Origin of the sequence: Micromonospora sp. LOL_023 (assembly GCF_048060115.1) — a bacterium.
Taxonomy (GTDB): domain Bacteria; phylum Actinomycetota; class Actinomycetes; order Mycobacteriales; family Micromonosporaceae; genus Micromonospora_E.
Map to the genome: position 1 here is coordinate 1 of NZ_JBHMIM010000093.1, position 15,292 is coordinate 15,292.

The following is a 15,292-nucleotide window of genomic DNA, read 5'->3' on the forward strand; positions in this document are numbered from 1 at the left end:
AGCACAACCGAACCACCTGAGCCGAGTACCGGCACTACACCCAGTCGCGGACCGTTACTCGCAAAGGCTCAATGATCGGCTCCGATTCGAGGATTCGGCAGGAGACGCCCTGCGCGGACAGTTCGAGCGCCGCGGCGAGCCCGGTGAACCCGGCGCCGACGATCACCACGTCCACCGGCTCCTCGCCGACCGGCACATCGTCGCCTAGGCGCGCATCGGGGTCATTCTTGTCGTGCACAGGTTCCTCCCGTGGCGCCTGTCGCCTGTCGCCTGTCGCGACAAGCGACTTTGTATCCTTTTAGCGACCTCCGTAACGGTAGGCCAGTGATTAACGAAAGTCAATTGTGAAAAGTTACATACCGATTTTACGGCGACCTTCTTGCGACATAGTGAGAACCATGAACCGGCCCCACCCGTCACTGTGGCGGCCCCCAATTGACATAACTAGCCCTAAGGTGATATTCAGATGTACGTGCGCTATTTCATGGAGCACGCAGATATTCGGACGCCAATCAATAACGGAAACAGCTCCGGATAATTGTCAGCACCGCCTCGCAGCGGTGAACGGCAACGGCGACCCGCCACCGTACTGTTCGCCGTGATCGTCACCGCCGGCCGACACCGAAGGGTGCCCGATGACCGTTCCGCCATGTCTGTCCGTGGTCTCGCCGATGTACAACGAAGAAGACACGATCCCGGCCTTCGTCGCCCGTCTGCGGCGCGTCCTCGATACCTGCGGCGTCAGCTACGAGTTCATCGCCGTGGACGACGGCAGCGTCGACAGAACGGCCGAGGTCCTCGACCGGTATCGGTCCACCTGGCCGCAGCTGCGCGTCATCAGGCTGCGCAACAACAGCGGCCATCAAGCCGCCCTGACCGCCGGGCTGCATCGCTCGACCGGGCGCTGGATCGTCAGCATCGACGCCGACCTGCAGGATCCGCCGGAGACCATCACTGAGCCTTTGCGAGTAACGGTCCGCGACTGGGTGTAGTGCCGGTACTCGGCTCAGGTGGTTCGGTTGTGCTCGATGTGGAGGATGACCAGTGCCGCAGCGACGATGTTCCCGATCTTCCACGGGCACAGGCTGACGTTACGTAAGGCCTTGAACGTCGTCTTGAGCAGGCTGTTCCCGCGTTCACCGACCGCGCGGAGCCGGTTGTGGGCGTGGTTGAACGTCTGCTGCAGGTCGGTGAGCTCACCGTTCTTGGGCTTCTTGAACGCGACGGCGATGGTGTCGGCTTCGCCCTCGTAGCCGAGGTCGGCCAGGGTCCGCATGTCATGAGCGGCGCGGGACTCCGGGGTCGTGGTCTGTGAGAGGAACACTTCGTACCGGCGTTCCGCGCCCTCATCGTTCATCCCGGCTCACCAGGGCGATTCCCACACATCTTGACCGTTCCGGACACCGCGCCCGGTGATCAGAGCCTTACCCGGAAAGGCTCAATGTACGTCCCGGTTCGGCGGGAGGTCCCTTTTGCGTGACCCGGGATGCGCCCCTTCGAGGTGACGCTGACGCACGTCAAGTTCGCGAGATGAGGTGCCTCAGCGTCACCTCGATGTAGTGCCGCCACCTTGGCATCCGGAGCTGCCGCGTACCGCGCTGCGCGCAGCGGGATGCCTCAGGCGTACGCCTGCACCGGCAGTCGGCCTTCGACCAGCCGGGGCACGGGCGACACCTGCGGTCACCGTGATGGCTAGCGGTTGGTCCGGTGGGTGGCGAGCCAGTTTACGGCGAAGTCGACCAGCGGGCGTTGGCGCATCAGCCGGCTTTCGGCCTCGCCGACCTTCCCGATCGCCGCGCTGCCGGTGGCCTCGAAAGCAGCACCGAGCTGGTCGAAGTCGTCTTCGTCGATGGCTATGTCCTGCCAGCGGGTCCAGGCTCGACCGGCCAGGGTGCGTACGGCCGAGCCTTCTTGCTTGCGCGGCGGGTCCGCCTGCCGGTATTCGGCCAGGTGCAGCGAGGTGTTGCTGTGATGCCCGACGCCCAGCAGCAGGACGTCGCCGTCCAGCCGGTAGGCGGCGCCGACGGGGGAGTGTTCGCCCAACATGCCGTCGAGTCGGTGCCCGGCCACCACGGCGTCGGCGAGTGGGCCGAGCGCCGCGAACGACACCTGCGGGTGGTCGCTGCGCCGTGCGCCCGGCCAGGTACGGGTGGTCTCCGCGATGGCGCCCATCCGGCGGCTCGGCGTCACCGCCGGATCGAATCCGGGCGTGTGGGTACGGATCACCGGCCACCACGACTCCGGTACGGGCGGATTGCGCCAGCAGGCGGGGTCGGTGTTGTCCGGCGTGTGGGTCGGCACCACCAGGGTGCCGTCCGGACCCAGCGCGTCGAGCAGCGCCTGGACCACCGCGACCGGGCCGCCGCAGACCCAGCCGAGTGCCTTGAGTGACGAGTGCACGAGCAGCACCGACCCGCGCCGTACCCCGAGTGCGGTCAGGTCGTCGGCGAGCGCGGCGCGTGTGTGCGGCATGGTGGTGTCGATCAGCAGACCGTACCTGGGTGAGTGACCGGCCGGCCTGGTGCATCGCTGGCTGAACACGTCCAGCGGCTGCGGTGGCGTGGTGTCGTGGTCCCGAACGATCCGGTCGATCACGTCGTCGATCTCCACCGCCGCGGGCTCGAGGTACCAGCCGGCCACCGGCCGCAGCGCGCCGTCGTCGTCCTGCGCGACGCCGACCAGGCCGGCGTGCAGGGCGACCGTACGGTTGTCGTTCGCCGTCGCGTCGTTGACGTTGACGATCACCCGCGACAACGTGGCGGGGAGTCGATCGGTGCGGATGCCCGGACCGTTGTAGAAGCCCCGGCCGTCGACCGTCGCGTCGCGGGGCTCGTCGATGGGCAGCTCCAGCAGCGGGTTCCGGCGGTCCAGCACCCCTCTACCCCGCAGGTACGGGTACAGGCGGGCGATCCAGCCGGTCACCACCTCACCGCCGTACGCGTCGACCGGGTTGTAGATCCGTCGCCAGAACGCCACGTCCACCTGGCCTTGCGCGGCTCGGACGAACTGGTCGGCGACAGGTGCGAGCGACCGGCACCACTCCTGCAGGCCGTACCCTGCGATCGTGTCCACCCGCGCGCGGATCTTCCGCCAGTCCGCAGCCGTGCCGGTCACCGTGATCGACGGGATGCCGCACACGCACACCAACCACAGGGAGAAGTACGGGGAATAGGCGTCGAGTGCGGCGACTCGGCTAGCGAGACGGTCGACGTCGCTGCTGGTGGAGAAATCACATTCGAACAAGTCGGCGTCGCTGATCTCGGCGGCCAGCAGCTGATGGAACGACCCCACCACGTCCTGCCAGGACGCCGCGTTCGTTGGCATGGGCCCGTCGACGGTCACGGTGAGACGCTCACGGCCGGCGTGGTTCACCAACCGGGGACGCAACTCGTCGGCGTGCAGCCGGATGTGATGGGCGACGCCCTGCGCGATGGTCAACCACACCGCGTCGGGAGACAACACCAGCGGGCGGTGGTCGGCGAACGCCCGCCCTACCGCGTCGAGCAACGGGTGCACCCCGTCCGGTACCAGCACCGGCAGTGCTGGATCACCGCCGACCACCAACGCGTCACCGAACAGATCGCCCAGCGGTCGGGTAGGCAGGCACGCGGTCGCCGGGACCACCTCGTCGACCCGGAAGGTCACCATCGAATGACTCTATCCGAGTGCTACCGCAACCCAGAGGGAGTCCGATCCGACCAACCAACCAACCAGCGGCTCGGCTCGCGTTGGGTCTCGCCGGGTGGACCTACCGGCGGGCCCGTCGCCGCCCGGCATCCACCCTGGCGGTACGCCGCCTCGGTGTCCTGGTCGTGCTTCCGCTCGGCGTGCTCGGGGTGGCCGCGACCTCGCAGGCCGATTATCCGTATGTCCACTCGGTCGGCGGGTGGGAGGGGCGGCTGGTCGTCGGCCAGTTCGATGATGACGCGCCGACGGCGGATCACGGGCCGACCGACTGGCTGGTCGGCTTCGGTGATCCGCCGAGGTGGGTGCCGATGACGCAGGCACAGCGGGACCGGTTCGATGCCGATCGCGCGGCGGTCGATCGCGCGGCGTTGGTGCTGGACGCGACGAAGGCCTGTGTGCCCGGCGACCCGACCCGCTGCTACCGGGTGGTGCCGGGCCGGTTGCGGGCCGAGCAGAGCACCGACGGCGGCCGCAGTTGGCAGCTGAGCTGGGAGGTGCCGGAGCGCCAGCGCGGCTATCTGACCCGGTCCCATCCCGCGCTCGACGCACCCGATCGGGACCTGGTGTCGCGGGCCGTCGCGGTCGTCGCCGTCCCGGACGGGCATCAGGTCGCCGTCGCCAACGGCCGGGACGGGATCGCGGTCCGGTCCGCCGACGGCCAATGGAGCCGGCTCGGCTTCAACGGTCCCGGGTCGTTCACCCAACCGGTCGTTCCGGCGCGGTTCGAGCTGGGGCTGCTGCTGCCGGAGGCGACCGCCGCCGTGCTGCTCGGCGCGCTGGTGCTCGCGGCCATTGGCTGGCGGGTCCGGCAGCGCAATGCGCCACTCGTGCGGTTTGTCCGTAGCTGCCTGGTCGCCGGCACCGGTACCACCCTGCTGATGTTGGCCGTCTGGGCGACCCACCAGTTCGAATTGGTGTTCGTCGTGCTGGTGTGTTGGTCGGCGGTTGCCGCCGCCTGGGCGGCGGCGCTCGGGCTGGTCCTGCTGCTCGACCAGGTGGGCGGACTGCGCGGATCACGGATTCTGGCCGCCCTGGCCGCCGCCCCGCTGGCCGCGACCAGCACCTTTCTGCCGTTCGCCAGCTGGTCGGCCGGTCTGCTGAGCTACCGGTCGGCGGCGTTGGTCGCCGTGACGGTCGGGGTCACCTCGGTCGTGGCGGTCGCCCGGCTGGGGGCGCGCTGGTCGCCCTGACGCCCGGTCAGACGTCTTCGTCGTCCAGGCTGGGTAGGTCGAGACCGGCCTCTCGCAGCATCTCGGCCCGCTCGTCGCGGGTCAGCTCCTCTCGGGCGAGCAGGCTGGCGTACTCGGCGATGCTGGCCGGATCGGGCACCTGGCCCATCCGGTCGAGAAACCGGGCGGTCTCGGTGGTCGCGTCGGCATGAGCGTGAGCGGCTCGCATCGCCCGCATCAGGGTCCGGTCGTCTGTGGTGATGTCGGTCACGTCGGTGGTCCTCTCGGTCGGCAGCGGTGGGGTACCCGCATCCGGCGCGACCATGCTTTCGCCGCAGCTGACAGCCATCGTTTCCGAAATTGTCGGACGGTGGCGATACGGTCACACCGGGGCCGATCGCTGCCCGCGATCGACCTGTCACTGGAGGAGGCGATATGTCCAATACTCCCCCCGGCCTCGCGGCTGTCAGTCCGACCGAGTCGGCGATCATCGATCCGGCAGCCGCCGCTGGCTACATCACTCGGATCTGCTTCAAGACCGGCCCACCGCGCCGGATCGGTGTCGAACTCGAATGGACCGTCCACTACCAACATCAACCAGCCCGACATCTCGACCCCGACGACCTGGCCGGTGCCCTCGGTGATCACGCCCCGCGGACACTGCGCCCCACCAGCCCACACGCCCCGCTGCCGCACGGCGGGCTGGTCACCGTCGAACCTGGTGGGCAGGTGGAGATCTCCACCCAGCCAGCGGAATCCCTCACCGCTCTGCACCTCGCCGCGTCAGCCGACGTCGACGCGCTGACCGACCGGTTGTCCCGTGCCGGGCTGCGACTCGGCCGTACGGGCTGCGATCCGATCCGGCCACCGAAGCAGATACTGCACGACCGCCGGTACGCCGCCATGGCGGCGGCCTTCGCCCGGCAGGGCACCGTCGGCGCCGACATGATGTGCGGCACCGCCGGGCTTCAGGTCTGCCTCGACGCCGGCAGCGAACGGCAACTCGGGCTTCGGTGGTCGGCGGCACACCTGCTCGGGCCGGTGCTGCTCGCCCTGTTCGCCAACTCACCGGCGCGGGCCGGTCGGCGGACCGGCTGGGCGTCGAGCCGGATGGCGACCTGGTTGAATCTCGACCCGGTCCGTACTGCCGCACCGGTCCGGGTCCCGCCGTCGCCGAATCCGGTCGACGAGTGGACCCGCCGGGTGCTGGATACTCCGCCGCTGTTCGTCACCGAGGGCCCCGGTGGCTGGCGGCTGCCCGGATCGACCAGTTTCGGTGAGTGGATCGCCACCGGCACCCCTCGGCCGCCCACCTACGCAGACCTCGATCTGCATCTCAGCACGATCTTCCCGCCGGTCCGTCCGCGCGGCTACCTGGAGCTGCGGTACCTCGACTCGCAGCCGGGCGGCGAATGGATCGTCCCGGCGGCGGTGCTGGCCGCGCTGTTCGCCCGGGACGACACGCTGCGCGCCGCGACGTCCTGCGTGGCCGACACGGCCGACCGGTGGCTGCCGGCCGCCCGCGACGGTCTCGCCGATCAGGCCATCGCGACGGCCGCCGGCTCGCTGGTCGAGTTGGCCTGCGAGCGGCTCACCGACACCGGCCTGGCCACCGAGACCGCCGGAGCCGTGACCCGGGCCCTGCATCGACGGCTGCACCAACGACCCTGAACGATCCGCCCTGACAGCGGCACAGGAGGAAACCAGGTGACCGACTCCATCTTCGTCCGGACCGACCCGTCGACCGTTCAGGATCCCCGTGGCGCTCTCGCCGAGGATCTCGAACGTGCCCGGCGGCGCAGCCGGGCCCTCACCGATGCCGTCGACGACGGCGATCTCGTCCGCCAACACTCCTCGCTGATGTCGCCGCTGGTCTGGGACCTGGCGCACATCGGCAACCAGGAAGAGCTCTGGCTGGTCCGCGACGTCGGCGGTCGGGAGCCGGTCCGCGCCGACATCGACCACCTCTACGACGCGTTCAGACACCCCAGAGCCGACCGACCGGCGTTGCCGCTGCTCGACCCGGCGCAGACGCGGGCGTACACCCGGACCGTACGCGAGCAGGTACTCGACCTGCTGGACACGGTCAGCTTCGACGGCCGCCGGCTGGTCGAGCAGGGCTTCGCCTTCGGGATGATCGTGCAGCACGAGCAGCAGCACGACGAGACGATGCTCGCCACCCACCAACTGCGGGCCGGCCCGCCGGTGCTGACCGGCGCGCCGCCGCCGCAGTCGGTCACGACCGTCGACGGTGAGGCGCTGATCCCGGCCGGGCCGTTCACCATGGGCACCTCCACCGAGCCGTGGGCGCTGGACAACGAACGCCCGGCGCACACCGTCGACGTGCCCGCCTTCCTCATCGACCGGGCGCCGGTCACCAACGCCCGGTACCAGCAGTTCATCGACGACGGCGGCTACCACGACGAGCGGTGGTGGAGCGCCGAGGGCTGGGCCCACCGGCTGCAGGCCCGACTCGCCGGGCCGGCGCACTGGCACGGCGACGGCAGCTACACGCGGTTCGGCCGGCGGTCGGCGATCGTGCCCGACGAGCCGGTGGTGCACGTCGGCTGGTACGAGGCGCAGGCGTACGCCAGCTGGGCCGGCCGGCGGCTGCCCACCGAGGCCGAATGGGAGAAGGCCGCCCGGATCGACCCGGCCACCGGACGGTCCCGCCGCTACCCGTGGGGCGACGACGACCCCGGCCCCGAGCACGCCAACCTGGGCCAGCGGCACCTGCACCCGGCACCGGTCGGCGCCTACCCGGCCGGCGCGTCACCGGCCGGGGTGCACCAGCTGATCGGCGACGTGTGGGAGTGGACCGACACCTGGTTCACCGGCTACCCCGGCTTCACGGCCTTCCCGTACCGCGAATACTCGGAGGTGTTCTTCGGCCGCGACTACCGGGTGCTGCGCGGCGGTTCGTTCGGCACCGACCGCTCCGCCTGCCGGGGCACGTTCCGCAACTGGGACTACCCGATCCGCCGGCAGATCTTCAGCGGCTTCCGTACCGCCCGTGACCCGCACCCCGGCGAGACCGCCTAGTGTGCCGCCACCAGGTCTACCTGGGCCCGCCGGTCAGCCTGACGCAGCTGCTGGTCGAGCCGCCGTACGGCCTGTACCGCCAGTCCTGGGCGCCCCGGGACATGCGCGGCGGCGGCACGGTCAACGTCGATGGGTTCGGTGTCGGCTGGTACACCCCGACCGGTCCGGTCCGTTACCGGCGGGCCGGCCCGATCTGGGCTGATCCCGGCCTGATCGAGCTGGGCCGGGCCACCACCGTCGGCGCGGCGCTGGCCGCGGTCCGCTCGGCGACCCCCGGGATGCCGTTCGGCGAGACGGCCTGCGCGCCGTTCACCGACGGGCGCTGGCTGTTCAGCCACAACGGGGTGGTGGACGGCTGGCCGGACAGCGTGACCGCGCTGGCCGCCACCCTGCCGGTGACCGACCTACTCACCCTCGACGCACCGACCGACTCGGCGCTGCTGTGGGCGCTGGTGCGGCACCGGCTGCGGTCCGGCGTCGACCCGGGCGTGGCGATCACCGACACCGTCACCGGCGTCCTGGCCACCGCCCCGGCGTCCCGACTCAACCTGCTGCTCACCGACGGCGAACGGGCCTGGGCCAGCGCCGTCGGCCATTCCCTGGCTGTTCTCGCCGGGCCGGAGCGGCTGATCGTCGCCTCCGAACCGTTCGACGACGACCCGGCCTGGCGCCCAGTCGCCGACCGCCGGCTCGTCGTCGCCGACCGGCACACCTACACCGTGGAGGATCTGTGCGGATCGACATCGAGCTGACCGACGCCGACCAGCAGCAGGCGCTGCGGGCCGACGCCCGCGCCGGACTCACCGCCAACCCGAAATGGCTGCCCCCGAAGTGGTTCTACGACAAGCACGGCAGCGACCTGTTCGAACGCATCACCACCCTGCCGGAGTACTACCCGACCCGGGCCGAGCGGGCCGCGCTGGCCGCCCACGCCGACGACATCGCCGCCGTCACCCGGGCCCGGACCCTGGTCGAACTCGGCTCCGGCTCGTCGGAGAAGACCCGGCTGCTGCTCGACGCGCTGCGCCGGCAGGGCAGCCTCGACCTGTTCGTGCCGTTGGACGTCTCCGAGGCGGCGCTGCGCGACGCCGCCACCGCCATCGACCGGGACTACCCGGGGCTGCCGGTGCACGCGGTCGTCGGCGACTTCACCCGCCATCTCGGGCGGATGCCGGCCGGCGACGACCGGCTCGTCGCGTTCCTCGGCGGCACCATCGGCAACCTGGTGCCGGACGAACGGGCCGAGTTCCTGACCGCGTTGCACGGGGTGCTCGGCGCCGGCGGCTGGCTGCTGCTCGGCACCGACCTGGTAAAGGACCCGGCCACCCTGGTCGCCGCCTACGACGACAGCCAGGGGGTGACCGGCGAGTTCAACCGTAACGTGCTGCACGTACTGAACCAGCAGCTCGGCGCCGACTTCGACCCGGCGGCGTTCCGGCACATCGCGCTCTGGGACACCGACCGGGAGTGGATCGAAATGCGGCTGCGTGCCGACCGGGACACGCAGGTGTACGTGGCCGATCTCGACCTGCCGGTGAGCTTCACCGCCGGCGAGGATATCCGGACCGAGGTGTCGGCGAAGTTCCGCCGGGCCGGGGTGACCGCCGAGCTGGCCGCCGCCGGTTTCGAGCTGACCCACTGGTGGACCGACCCGGCCGGCCGCTTCGCGATCAGCCTGTCCCGCAGCCACTGACGCAGCTGCTGACCGGTGGTCGCTCAGCCCGGCTGGGCGAGCACCGGAAGCCCGGCGGCCCGCCAGGCCGCGAAGCCACCGGCCAGGTCGGTGGCCAACGGCAGGCCGGTGTCCTGCAGCGACGCGGCGGCCAGCGACGACGCGTACCCCTCCTGGCAGACGACGATCGGCCACAGCTGCGGGGTGTCGGCCACGTCGAGCCGCGCCGCGCTGTGCGGGTCGAGGCGCCACTCCAGCACGTTGCGTTCGATCACGTACGCCCCGGGAATTCCGCCGTACTCTGCGCGTTGAGCGGCCGGACGGATGTCGACCAGCACGGCCCTGCCGTCCTGCTGGGCCTGGTAGGCGGTCCGGGCGTCGACCCGGTCGAGGCGACCGCGGACCTGGTCGAGCAGTCTGTCGATGCCGGGTTCCGGGGTCACTGTGGCTCCTCCGTCGTCACGTCTGTCCTTTTGACTTGCCTCATCCGGCCGTCGACCAGGTCGGCGACGGTGGTGCCGTCCAGATGCAGCGGGGCCGCCGCCAGCCCCGCCGACCAGTATGCGGCGGCCAGCTCCGGCTCCACCGGGCCGTGCACCAGCGGCAGGTCCGGCCGGTCCGCCTGCAGCAACGACTCCACCTGGCAGGACGCCACCGTGTCCGGCAGACGAACCCGGAGTGGCCGAACGGGGTGACCAGCTCCTTCAACAGCCGGGGTGCCCCGGCCGGGAACACCGTACGCAGCATCGGATGCCGGGCCACGACGACGTCGACCGCCTGCTGGAAGCGGCGTCGGTCCAGCCGACCGGACAGCCGCAGCCGGGCCTCTTCCATGGCCTCGGTGGCGGGGTCGGCACCGGGACGGGCGTCGCCCGCCGACCGTCGTCCAGCATGACGAACTCGCCGACGGCCCCCGGGTACGCCTGCCACCCGCTTCCCGCTCCGGTCGCCGTGGCTGCTACCGGTACTCCTGCAGCCTTTCACGCGACCGGACCAACGAGAAAGCAAGACCGTTGAGGTCAAGAGGAAGGGTGGAACCTCCACGAAAGATGACAAGTGCGAGTTGTCCACAGCCCGTTGAATTGATCTCTCTGATCTGCGTTACTGGTGTTCACCGTGGACACGGGCCGCGACGGGAGGGCGTCCAGTTGACCGGACGGCGAGACGGTTTCATCAGGAGGCGCAGGGCGGCCGGCTTCAGCCAGGAAGGGCTGGCCGAGCGCCTGCAGGTCGACCGCACCACCGTTGCCCGGTGGGAGCGGGGTAAGGCCGAGCCACAACCGTATACCCGAGCACAACTCGCGGAAGCGCTCGGCACTTCGTTCGACGAGCTTGACGCCCTGCTCGCCGGGGAGCCGGAAAATCGATCTCTGGACATTGGCGATTGGGGCGGTACCGTTACATCGAGGGACGACAATGGAGGTGATCTTACGGACCGGCGTGCTTTCACGATCAATGCCGCTCTGGCGGGCCTGGGCATCGCCACCCCGCTGCGAGACTGGGTCACCGCTCCCGATGTGCCGCAGCACCTGAGCATGGAGCACCTGCAGCAGGTGTCGGCCACCATCGCGAGCCTTGAGCGGGCCGACGCGGCGGCCGGCGGCGGCAGCCTCTGCGACGTTGCCATCGCCATGCACCGCCGGCTGACCCGCTGGGAGCGGCAGGCCACCTATCCACGGCAGGTCGGCGACGCGCTGCAGAGCAACCTCGGCGACCTGGAAGCCTGGATCGGCTGGCTGGCGCTGGACGCGGAGCGGCGTGCCGAGTCGCGCCGCTACCTGCAGGAAGCGATCGTCCGCGCCCGACTGCGCGACGATCCGCACCTTGAGGTCCACGCCATGGTGGTCATGGCGATGCTGGTCAGGGAGGTGCGGCCGGTCGAGTCTCTGCAGATCGCCGAGGCTGCCCGACGCATCTCCGGCCCGTGGGCGACCCCTCGGCTGACCAGCCTGCTGCATCTGCGGACGACACACGCGTCCGCAGAAATGGGTGACGCCGTTGAGTTCAACCGCGCACTGGCCAGGGCAAAGACCGCGTACGACCGTGGCCCCAGCGACGACGACCCGCTCTACACCAGGTTTGTCAACGACAACGAGGTCAACGCGGTGGAGGCGTTGTCGCAGCTGGCGCTCGGTCGCCCAGAGCGGGCGGTTCCCTGCCTGCAAGCCCGGTTGGCGCATCACGATCCGGTCTACCGGCGGAACCAGATTCTCGGCAAGGTCAGCCTGGCGATCGCGCTGCACCAGCAGGGCGACTCCACCGCAGCGGGCACCGTCGCGCTGGACGCGCTGCCCGACATCGCCGAGCTGAAGTCCGGGCGTGGCCGTAAGCGGCTCGCCGGATTGCGGGCCGACCTCGGGCAGGTGGCCGACCGGGTGCCGGCGGCACGGGACTTCGTCGAGGCGTACGACGTGGCGAAGGTGGCAGCCTGACGAGCCCGTTGACCATTGCCCGTGCTGGGCCAGATGCTGGCGGCATCGGCTTGGCTGAGGCTGGGAGACTGGGCGGTATGTCGACTGTGATCGTGCCCGCCGGGTTGAGCATGGGTCCGCGCTACCGGTACGTCCGTCCACCGGATCCGACGCCGGAGTGCTACGAGGTGCATCTCGGTGACGACCTGGTCGAGCTGACCGAGACCGAGGCAGCGGTGTGGGCGGCGGCGTTCCTCTACCCGGACCGGCACGCCAAGCTGTCGGTCAACCGGGAGTCGCTGGTACGAATGCTAGAGACCGCACCCAAGCCGGAGCCGCAGGCCGCCCGGTCCGTCGACGACCTGATCGCCCGGGGTCTGCTGGTCGAGTTCGACCCGGACGGCGATCTGCGCCCGGTGTTCAGCCGGCACAAGCTGCTGCCGCTGGCCCAGGGCCTCGGCTCCACCCCGGACGCCCCTCACCAGCACCGCATCGGCATCGCCGCCCAACCCCTCGTTGCCCTACCAAACTCGGTGTACGGGCTCTGGTCGTTCTCGTTCCACAGCAAGAACCTGTGGGAGGCGTGTGCCTACTATGCGGCGGCTGACGAGGACGAGCTGGAGCCGGGGGAGGAGCCCTTGGGGCTGACGCCGGAGTCGATAGCTCGGGAAGTCGCCGAGAACCTCCCGGTACTGATTTCGGCGACCTGCGCCTTCCTCGATCCGGTGGTCGACGAGTGAGCTGGCGGCGGCGTCAGTATCGGGCTGGTGAGAGACCAGCCCAGTCGTTCGTGCAGCAGTGGCGGCACGAGACGACGAAGGAAGGCACCGGCAACCTCGTCCAGCAGTTGGGGGCCGGCCTCGGTGCCCTTACTGCGTTGGCGACCACGAAGTGGGGACTTCCGTCGTCCGTCGCGATCGTCGGTGCGATCCTCGGACACGCGGTGAGTGTCGCGGGCAAGGGCTTCGTCAACACGGTGTTGGACCGGCGACGTGAGGCTCGGGCGGGCGACGGCACGACCTCGGGCGGCTCCGGCGCTGGTGGTGGCGGTGCGAGACCGTTGAGCAGCGTCCGCCGCCGCTACCCTGGCCATCGGAGCCGGGGCGGTGGCGACCGGACGATCACTATCGGCGGCCCGGCGAGCCGGGGCGGCAGTGGCGGGGGCGGCGGGAGCACCGGCTCATACCTTCAGCAACTGCGTCGGCTGCTCGATGAGATCGAGACGCAGCAGGCGAAGCTGGCGAATGTCGCCAACGCGATGCGGGCGAGTCAGCTCGGCGTGGCACAGCTGCTCGCCGGTGGGCGTCAGGACCGTACGCAGGAGATCTACACCTGGTCGGAGCTGTCCCGCGCCAACGTCGAGGAAGCCGCCGTCCTGACTCACCAAGCAGTCAAGAGCCTGAAGGCGTACCTGTCAAACCTGTAGGTTGATCATGTTTTGACCAGCGTTGATTCCTCCGTACGGTTACCAAGTTTGGCATGATCATCTCTGTCGTGCTGCGACTGTCGCAAGTGATCTGCCTGACCGTCCCTTGTGCCCGGTGTGGATGCGTCGGAACCTAAACGGTTCCGTGTCCACCACCACTCAGCCCTTGGGACATGATTCCGTGATCACTGGTGAACTGAAAAGCAAGATCGACCGCATCTGGGACGCCTTCTGGTCGGGCGGTATCTCCAATCCCCTCGAAGTGATCGAGCAGATTACGTATCTGCTGTTCATCCGCCGTCTCGACGAGTTGCAGACCCTCGCCGACAACCGGGCACAGCGCCTCGGCCCCGACGGGGTTCGGCACATCTACCCCGACGGCGACGACCCGCAGGGCCGCCCGTACAGCGAGCTCCGCTGGTCGTACTTCACGGGCCTTGGCGACCCACGGAAGATGTACGAGATCGTCGGCGAGCACGTCTTCCCGTTCCTGCGCACCCTGGGTGGCGACGGGTCGGCGTACTCGCGGCACATGAAGGACGCCCGCTTCACCATCCCGAACCCGGCGCTGCTCGGGCGGGTCGTCGACATGATCGACGACATCCCGATGGATGACCGGGACACCAAGGGTGACCTGTACGAGTACATGCTCAGCAAGATCGCGACGGCTGGGCACAACGGTCAGTTCCGGACGCCCCGGCACATCATCAACCTGATGGTCGAGATGGTGGAGCCCGGCCCGAAGGATCGCATCTGCGACCCGGCCTGCGGCACCGCCGGCTTCCTGGTCGGCGCGGTCGAGTACATCCGCCGGCGGCACCCGGACGCGCTGCACGACCCGGTGCTACGTGACCACTTCCACCAGGACATGTTCCACGGCTTCGACTTCGACAACACGATGCTGCGGGTCGGCAGCATGAACATGCTGCTGCACGGGGTGGAGAACCCGGCCATCGACTACCGGGACTCCCTCGGTGACGACGTCAGCGACGAGACCGAGGCGTACTCGGTGATCCTGGCCAACCCGCCGTTCGCCGGCAGCCTGGACTACGAGCGCACCTCGCGGATCCTGCAGCAGACGGTCAAGACGAAGAAGACCGAGCTGCTGTTCCTCGCGCTGTTCCTGCGGCTGCTGCGCAACGGCGGCCAAGCGGCGGTGGTCGTGCCCGACGGGGTGCTCTTCGGCTCCAGCAAGGCACACAAGGAGCTGCGCCGGATGCTGGTCGAGGACCAGAAGCTCGACGCGGTGGTCAAGCTGCCCGGTGGGGTCTTCAAGCCGTACGCCGGGGTGTCGACCGCGATCCTGTTCTTCACCAAGACCAACAGCGGTGGTACGGGCAACGTCTGGTTCTACGAGGTGAAGGCCGACGGCTGGAGCCTCGACGACAAGCGCAGTCCGCTGCTGCCGGAGGCGAAGCTCGGCCCGGTGCCGACCGAGGCGCTGACCGCCGAGGAGCACGCGAAGAACAACCTGCCGGACGTGCTGGCCCGCTGGAAGCAGCGCGACGGTGCCGAGCGGGAGCGGGCGCGCACCGAGCAGTCCTTCTGCGTGCCGAAGGACGACATCGTCGCCCAGGACTACGACCTGAGCCTCAACCGCTACAAGGAGATCGTGCACGAGGAGGTCGAGCACCGGCCACCAGCCGAGATCATCGCCGAACTCGAACGCCTCGAATCCGAGATCCAACAGGGCCTCGCCGACCTCAAGGGGCTGCTGTGACGGCGGCAACCACGGTACAACTCGGTGAGGTCGCGTCCCTGTCGAGGGATGTCGTCCCACCGGAATCTGTTAATCAGGATACCTTGTATGTGGGCCACGGCCCCGGCGTTGTTCCTCTATGCCTGATTTGATCACGGTTTGTTAGATGCGGTAGACGGCGAAGGC

Annotated in this window: 15 protein-coding genes and 2 pseudogenes; 11 read left to right on the forward strand and 6 right to left on the reverse strand. The window is 69.5% G+C overall.

Annotated features, from left to right (window positions below):
* Positions 1–34 precede the first annotated feature (34 nt).
* On the reverse strand, positions 35–238 hold the full coding sequence (locus ACFHVL_RS29455) for an FAD-dependent oxidoreductase (RefSeq protein WP_416631790.1): 204 nt from the start codon (positions 236–238) through the stop codon (positions 35–37).
* A gap of 421 nt (positions 239–659) precedes the next feature.
* On the opposite strand from ACFHVL_RS29455, the gene ACFHVL_RS29460 reads away from it, so the two are divergent.
* Positions 660–992, forward strand: a complete 333-nt coding sequence (locus tag ACFHVL_RS29460; protein WP_416631791.1) for a glycosyltransferase — start codon at positions 660–662, stop codon at positions 990–992.
* 14 nt (positions 993–1,006) lie between these two features.
* On the opposite strand, the pseudogene ACFHVL_RS29465 reads toward ACFHVL_RS29460, so the two are convergent.
* Positions 1,007–1,279, reverse strand: a pseudogene (locus tag ACFHVL_RS29465) (transposase family protein); the annotation flags it as partial.
* Between the two features lie 413 nt (positions 1,280–1,692).
* Positions 1,693–3,648, reverse strand: a complete 1,956-nt coding sequence (locus ACFHVL_RS29470) for an AAC(3) family N-acetyltransferase (RefSeq protein WP_416631792.1) — start codon at positions 3,646–3,648, stop codon at positions 1,693–1,695.
* Between the two features lie 80 nt (positions 3,649–3,728).
* Here ACFHVL_RS29470 and ACFHVL_RS29475 point away from each other — a divergent pair, with 80 nt between their 5' ends.
* On the forward strand, positions 3,729–4,877 hold the full coding sequence (locus ACFHVL_RS29475) for a hypothetical protein (protein ID WP_416631793.1): 1,149 nt from the start codon (positions 3,729–3,731) through the stop codon (positions 4,875–4,877).
* Between the two features lie 7 nt (positions 4,878–4,884).
* Here the strand turns inward: ACFHVL_RS29475 and ACFHVL_RS29480 are convergent, their stop codons facing one another.
* Positions 4,885–5,205 (reverse strand): hypothetical protein, encoded by a 321-nt coding sequence (locus ACFHVL_RS29480; protein WP_416631794.1) that lies wholly within the window; start codon positions 5,203–5,205, stop codon positions 4,885–4,887.
* 86 nt (positions 5,206–5,291) lie between these two features.
* Here ACFHVL_RS29480 and ACFHVL_RS29485 point away from each other — a divergent pair, with 86 nt between their 5' ends.
* Genes ACFHVL_RS29485 through egtD form a run of 4 tightly spaced genes read left to right on the forward strand, consistent with a single transcriptional unit; the run spans position 5,292 to position 9,591 of the window.
* A complete protein-coding gene (locus ACFHVL_RS29485) occupies positions 5,292–6,527 on the forward strand; it encodes a glutamate-cysteine ligase family protein (RefSeq protein ID WP_416631795.1) in 1,236 nt (411 codons plus the stop codon).
* A 48-nt stretch (positions 6,528–6,575) separates the two neighbouring features.
* Entirely contained in the window at positions 6,576–7,898 is a 1,323-nt protein-coding gene (egtB, locus tag ACFHVL_RS29490) for an ergothioneine biosynthesis protein EgtB (RefSeq protein ID WP_416631804.1), read from the forward strand.
* Positions 7,898–8,650, forward strand: a complete 753-nt coding sequence (gene egtC / locus ACFHVL_RS29495) for an ergothioneine biosynthesis protein EgtC (RefSeq protein WP_416631796.1) — start codon at positions 7,898–7,900, stop codon at positions 8,648–8,650. The genes egtB and egtC overlap by 1 nt, the downstream gene beginning before the upstream one ends.
* Complete coding sequence (gene egtD / locus ACFHVL_RS29500; RefSeq protein ID WP_416631798.1) at positions 8,629–9,591, forward strand: L-histidine N(alpha)-methyltransferase; 963 nt, start codon at positions 8,629–8,631, stop codon at positions 9,589–9,591. The genes egtC and egtD overlap by 22 nt, the downstream gene beginning before the upstream one ends.
* Before the next feature lie 23 nt (positions 9,592–9,614).
* Here egtD and ACFHVL_RS29505 read toward each other — a convergent pair whose 3' ends face one another.
* Together ACFHVL_RS29505 and ACFHVL_RS29510 are read right to left on the reverse strand one after the other, a co-directional pair.
* On the reverse strand, positions 9,615–10,013 hold the full coding sequence (locus tag ACFHVL_RS29505) for a rhodanese-like domain-containing protein (RefSeq protein ID WP_416552700.1): 399 nt from the start codon (positions 10,011–10,013) through the stop codon (positions 9,615–9,617).
* Complete coding sequence (locus tag ACFHVL_RS29510) at positions 10,010–10,201, reverse strand: hypothetical protein (RefSeq protein WP_416631799.1); 192 nt, start codon at positions 10,199–10,201, stop codon at positions 10,010–10,012. Before ACFHVL_RS29510 ends, ACFHVL_RS29505 begins: the two co-directional genes overlap by 4 nt.
* A gap of 418 nt (positions 10,202–10,619) precedes the next feature.
* On the opposite strand from ACFHVL_RS29510, the pseudogene ACFHVL_RS29515 reads away from it, so the two are divergent.
* The 5 genes and pseudogenes from ACFHVL_RS29515 to ACFHVL_RS29535 all read left to right on the forward strand — a co-directional run.
* Positions 10,620–10,901: pseudogene (locus ACFHVL_RS29515) on the forward strand (helix-turn-helix domain-containing protein); the annotation flags it as partial.
* A 186-nt stretch (positions 10,902–11,087) separates the two neighbouring features.
* On the forward strand, positions 11,088–12,002 hold the full coding sequence (locus tag ACFHVL_RS29520; protein ID WP_416631805.1) for a hypothetical protein: 915 nt from the start codon (positions 11,088–11,090) through the stop codon (positions 12,000–12,002).
* A gap of 77 nt (positions 12,003–12,079) precedes the next feature.
* A complete protein-coding gene (locus tag ACFHVL_RS29525; protein WP_416631801.1) occupies positions 12,080–12,721 on the forward strand; it encodes a hypothetical protein in 642 nt (213 codons plus the stop codon).
* A gap of 50 nt (positions 12,722–12,771) precedes the next feature.
* On the forward strand, positions 12,772–13,407 hold the full coding sequence (locus tag ACFHVL_RS29530) for a hypothetical protein (protein WP_416631802.1): 636 nt from the start codon (positions 12,772–12,774) through the stop codon (positions 13,405–13,407).
* Between the two features lie 181 nt (positions 13,408–13,588).
* Positions 13,589–15,127: a type I restriction-modification system subunit M gene (locus ACFHVL_RS29535; RefSeq protein ID WP_416631803.1), complete on the forward strand. Its 1,539-nt coding sequence runs from the start codon at positions 13,589–13,591 to the stop codon at positions 15,125–15,127.
* The last annotated feature ends 165 nt before the right edge of the window (positions 15,128–15,292 follow it).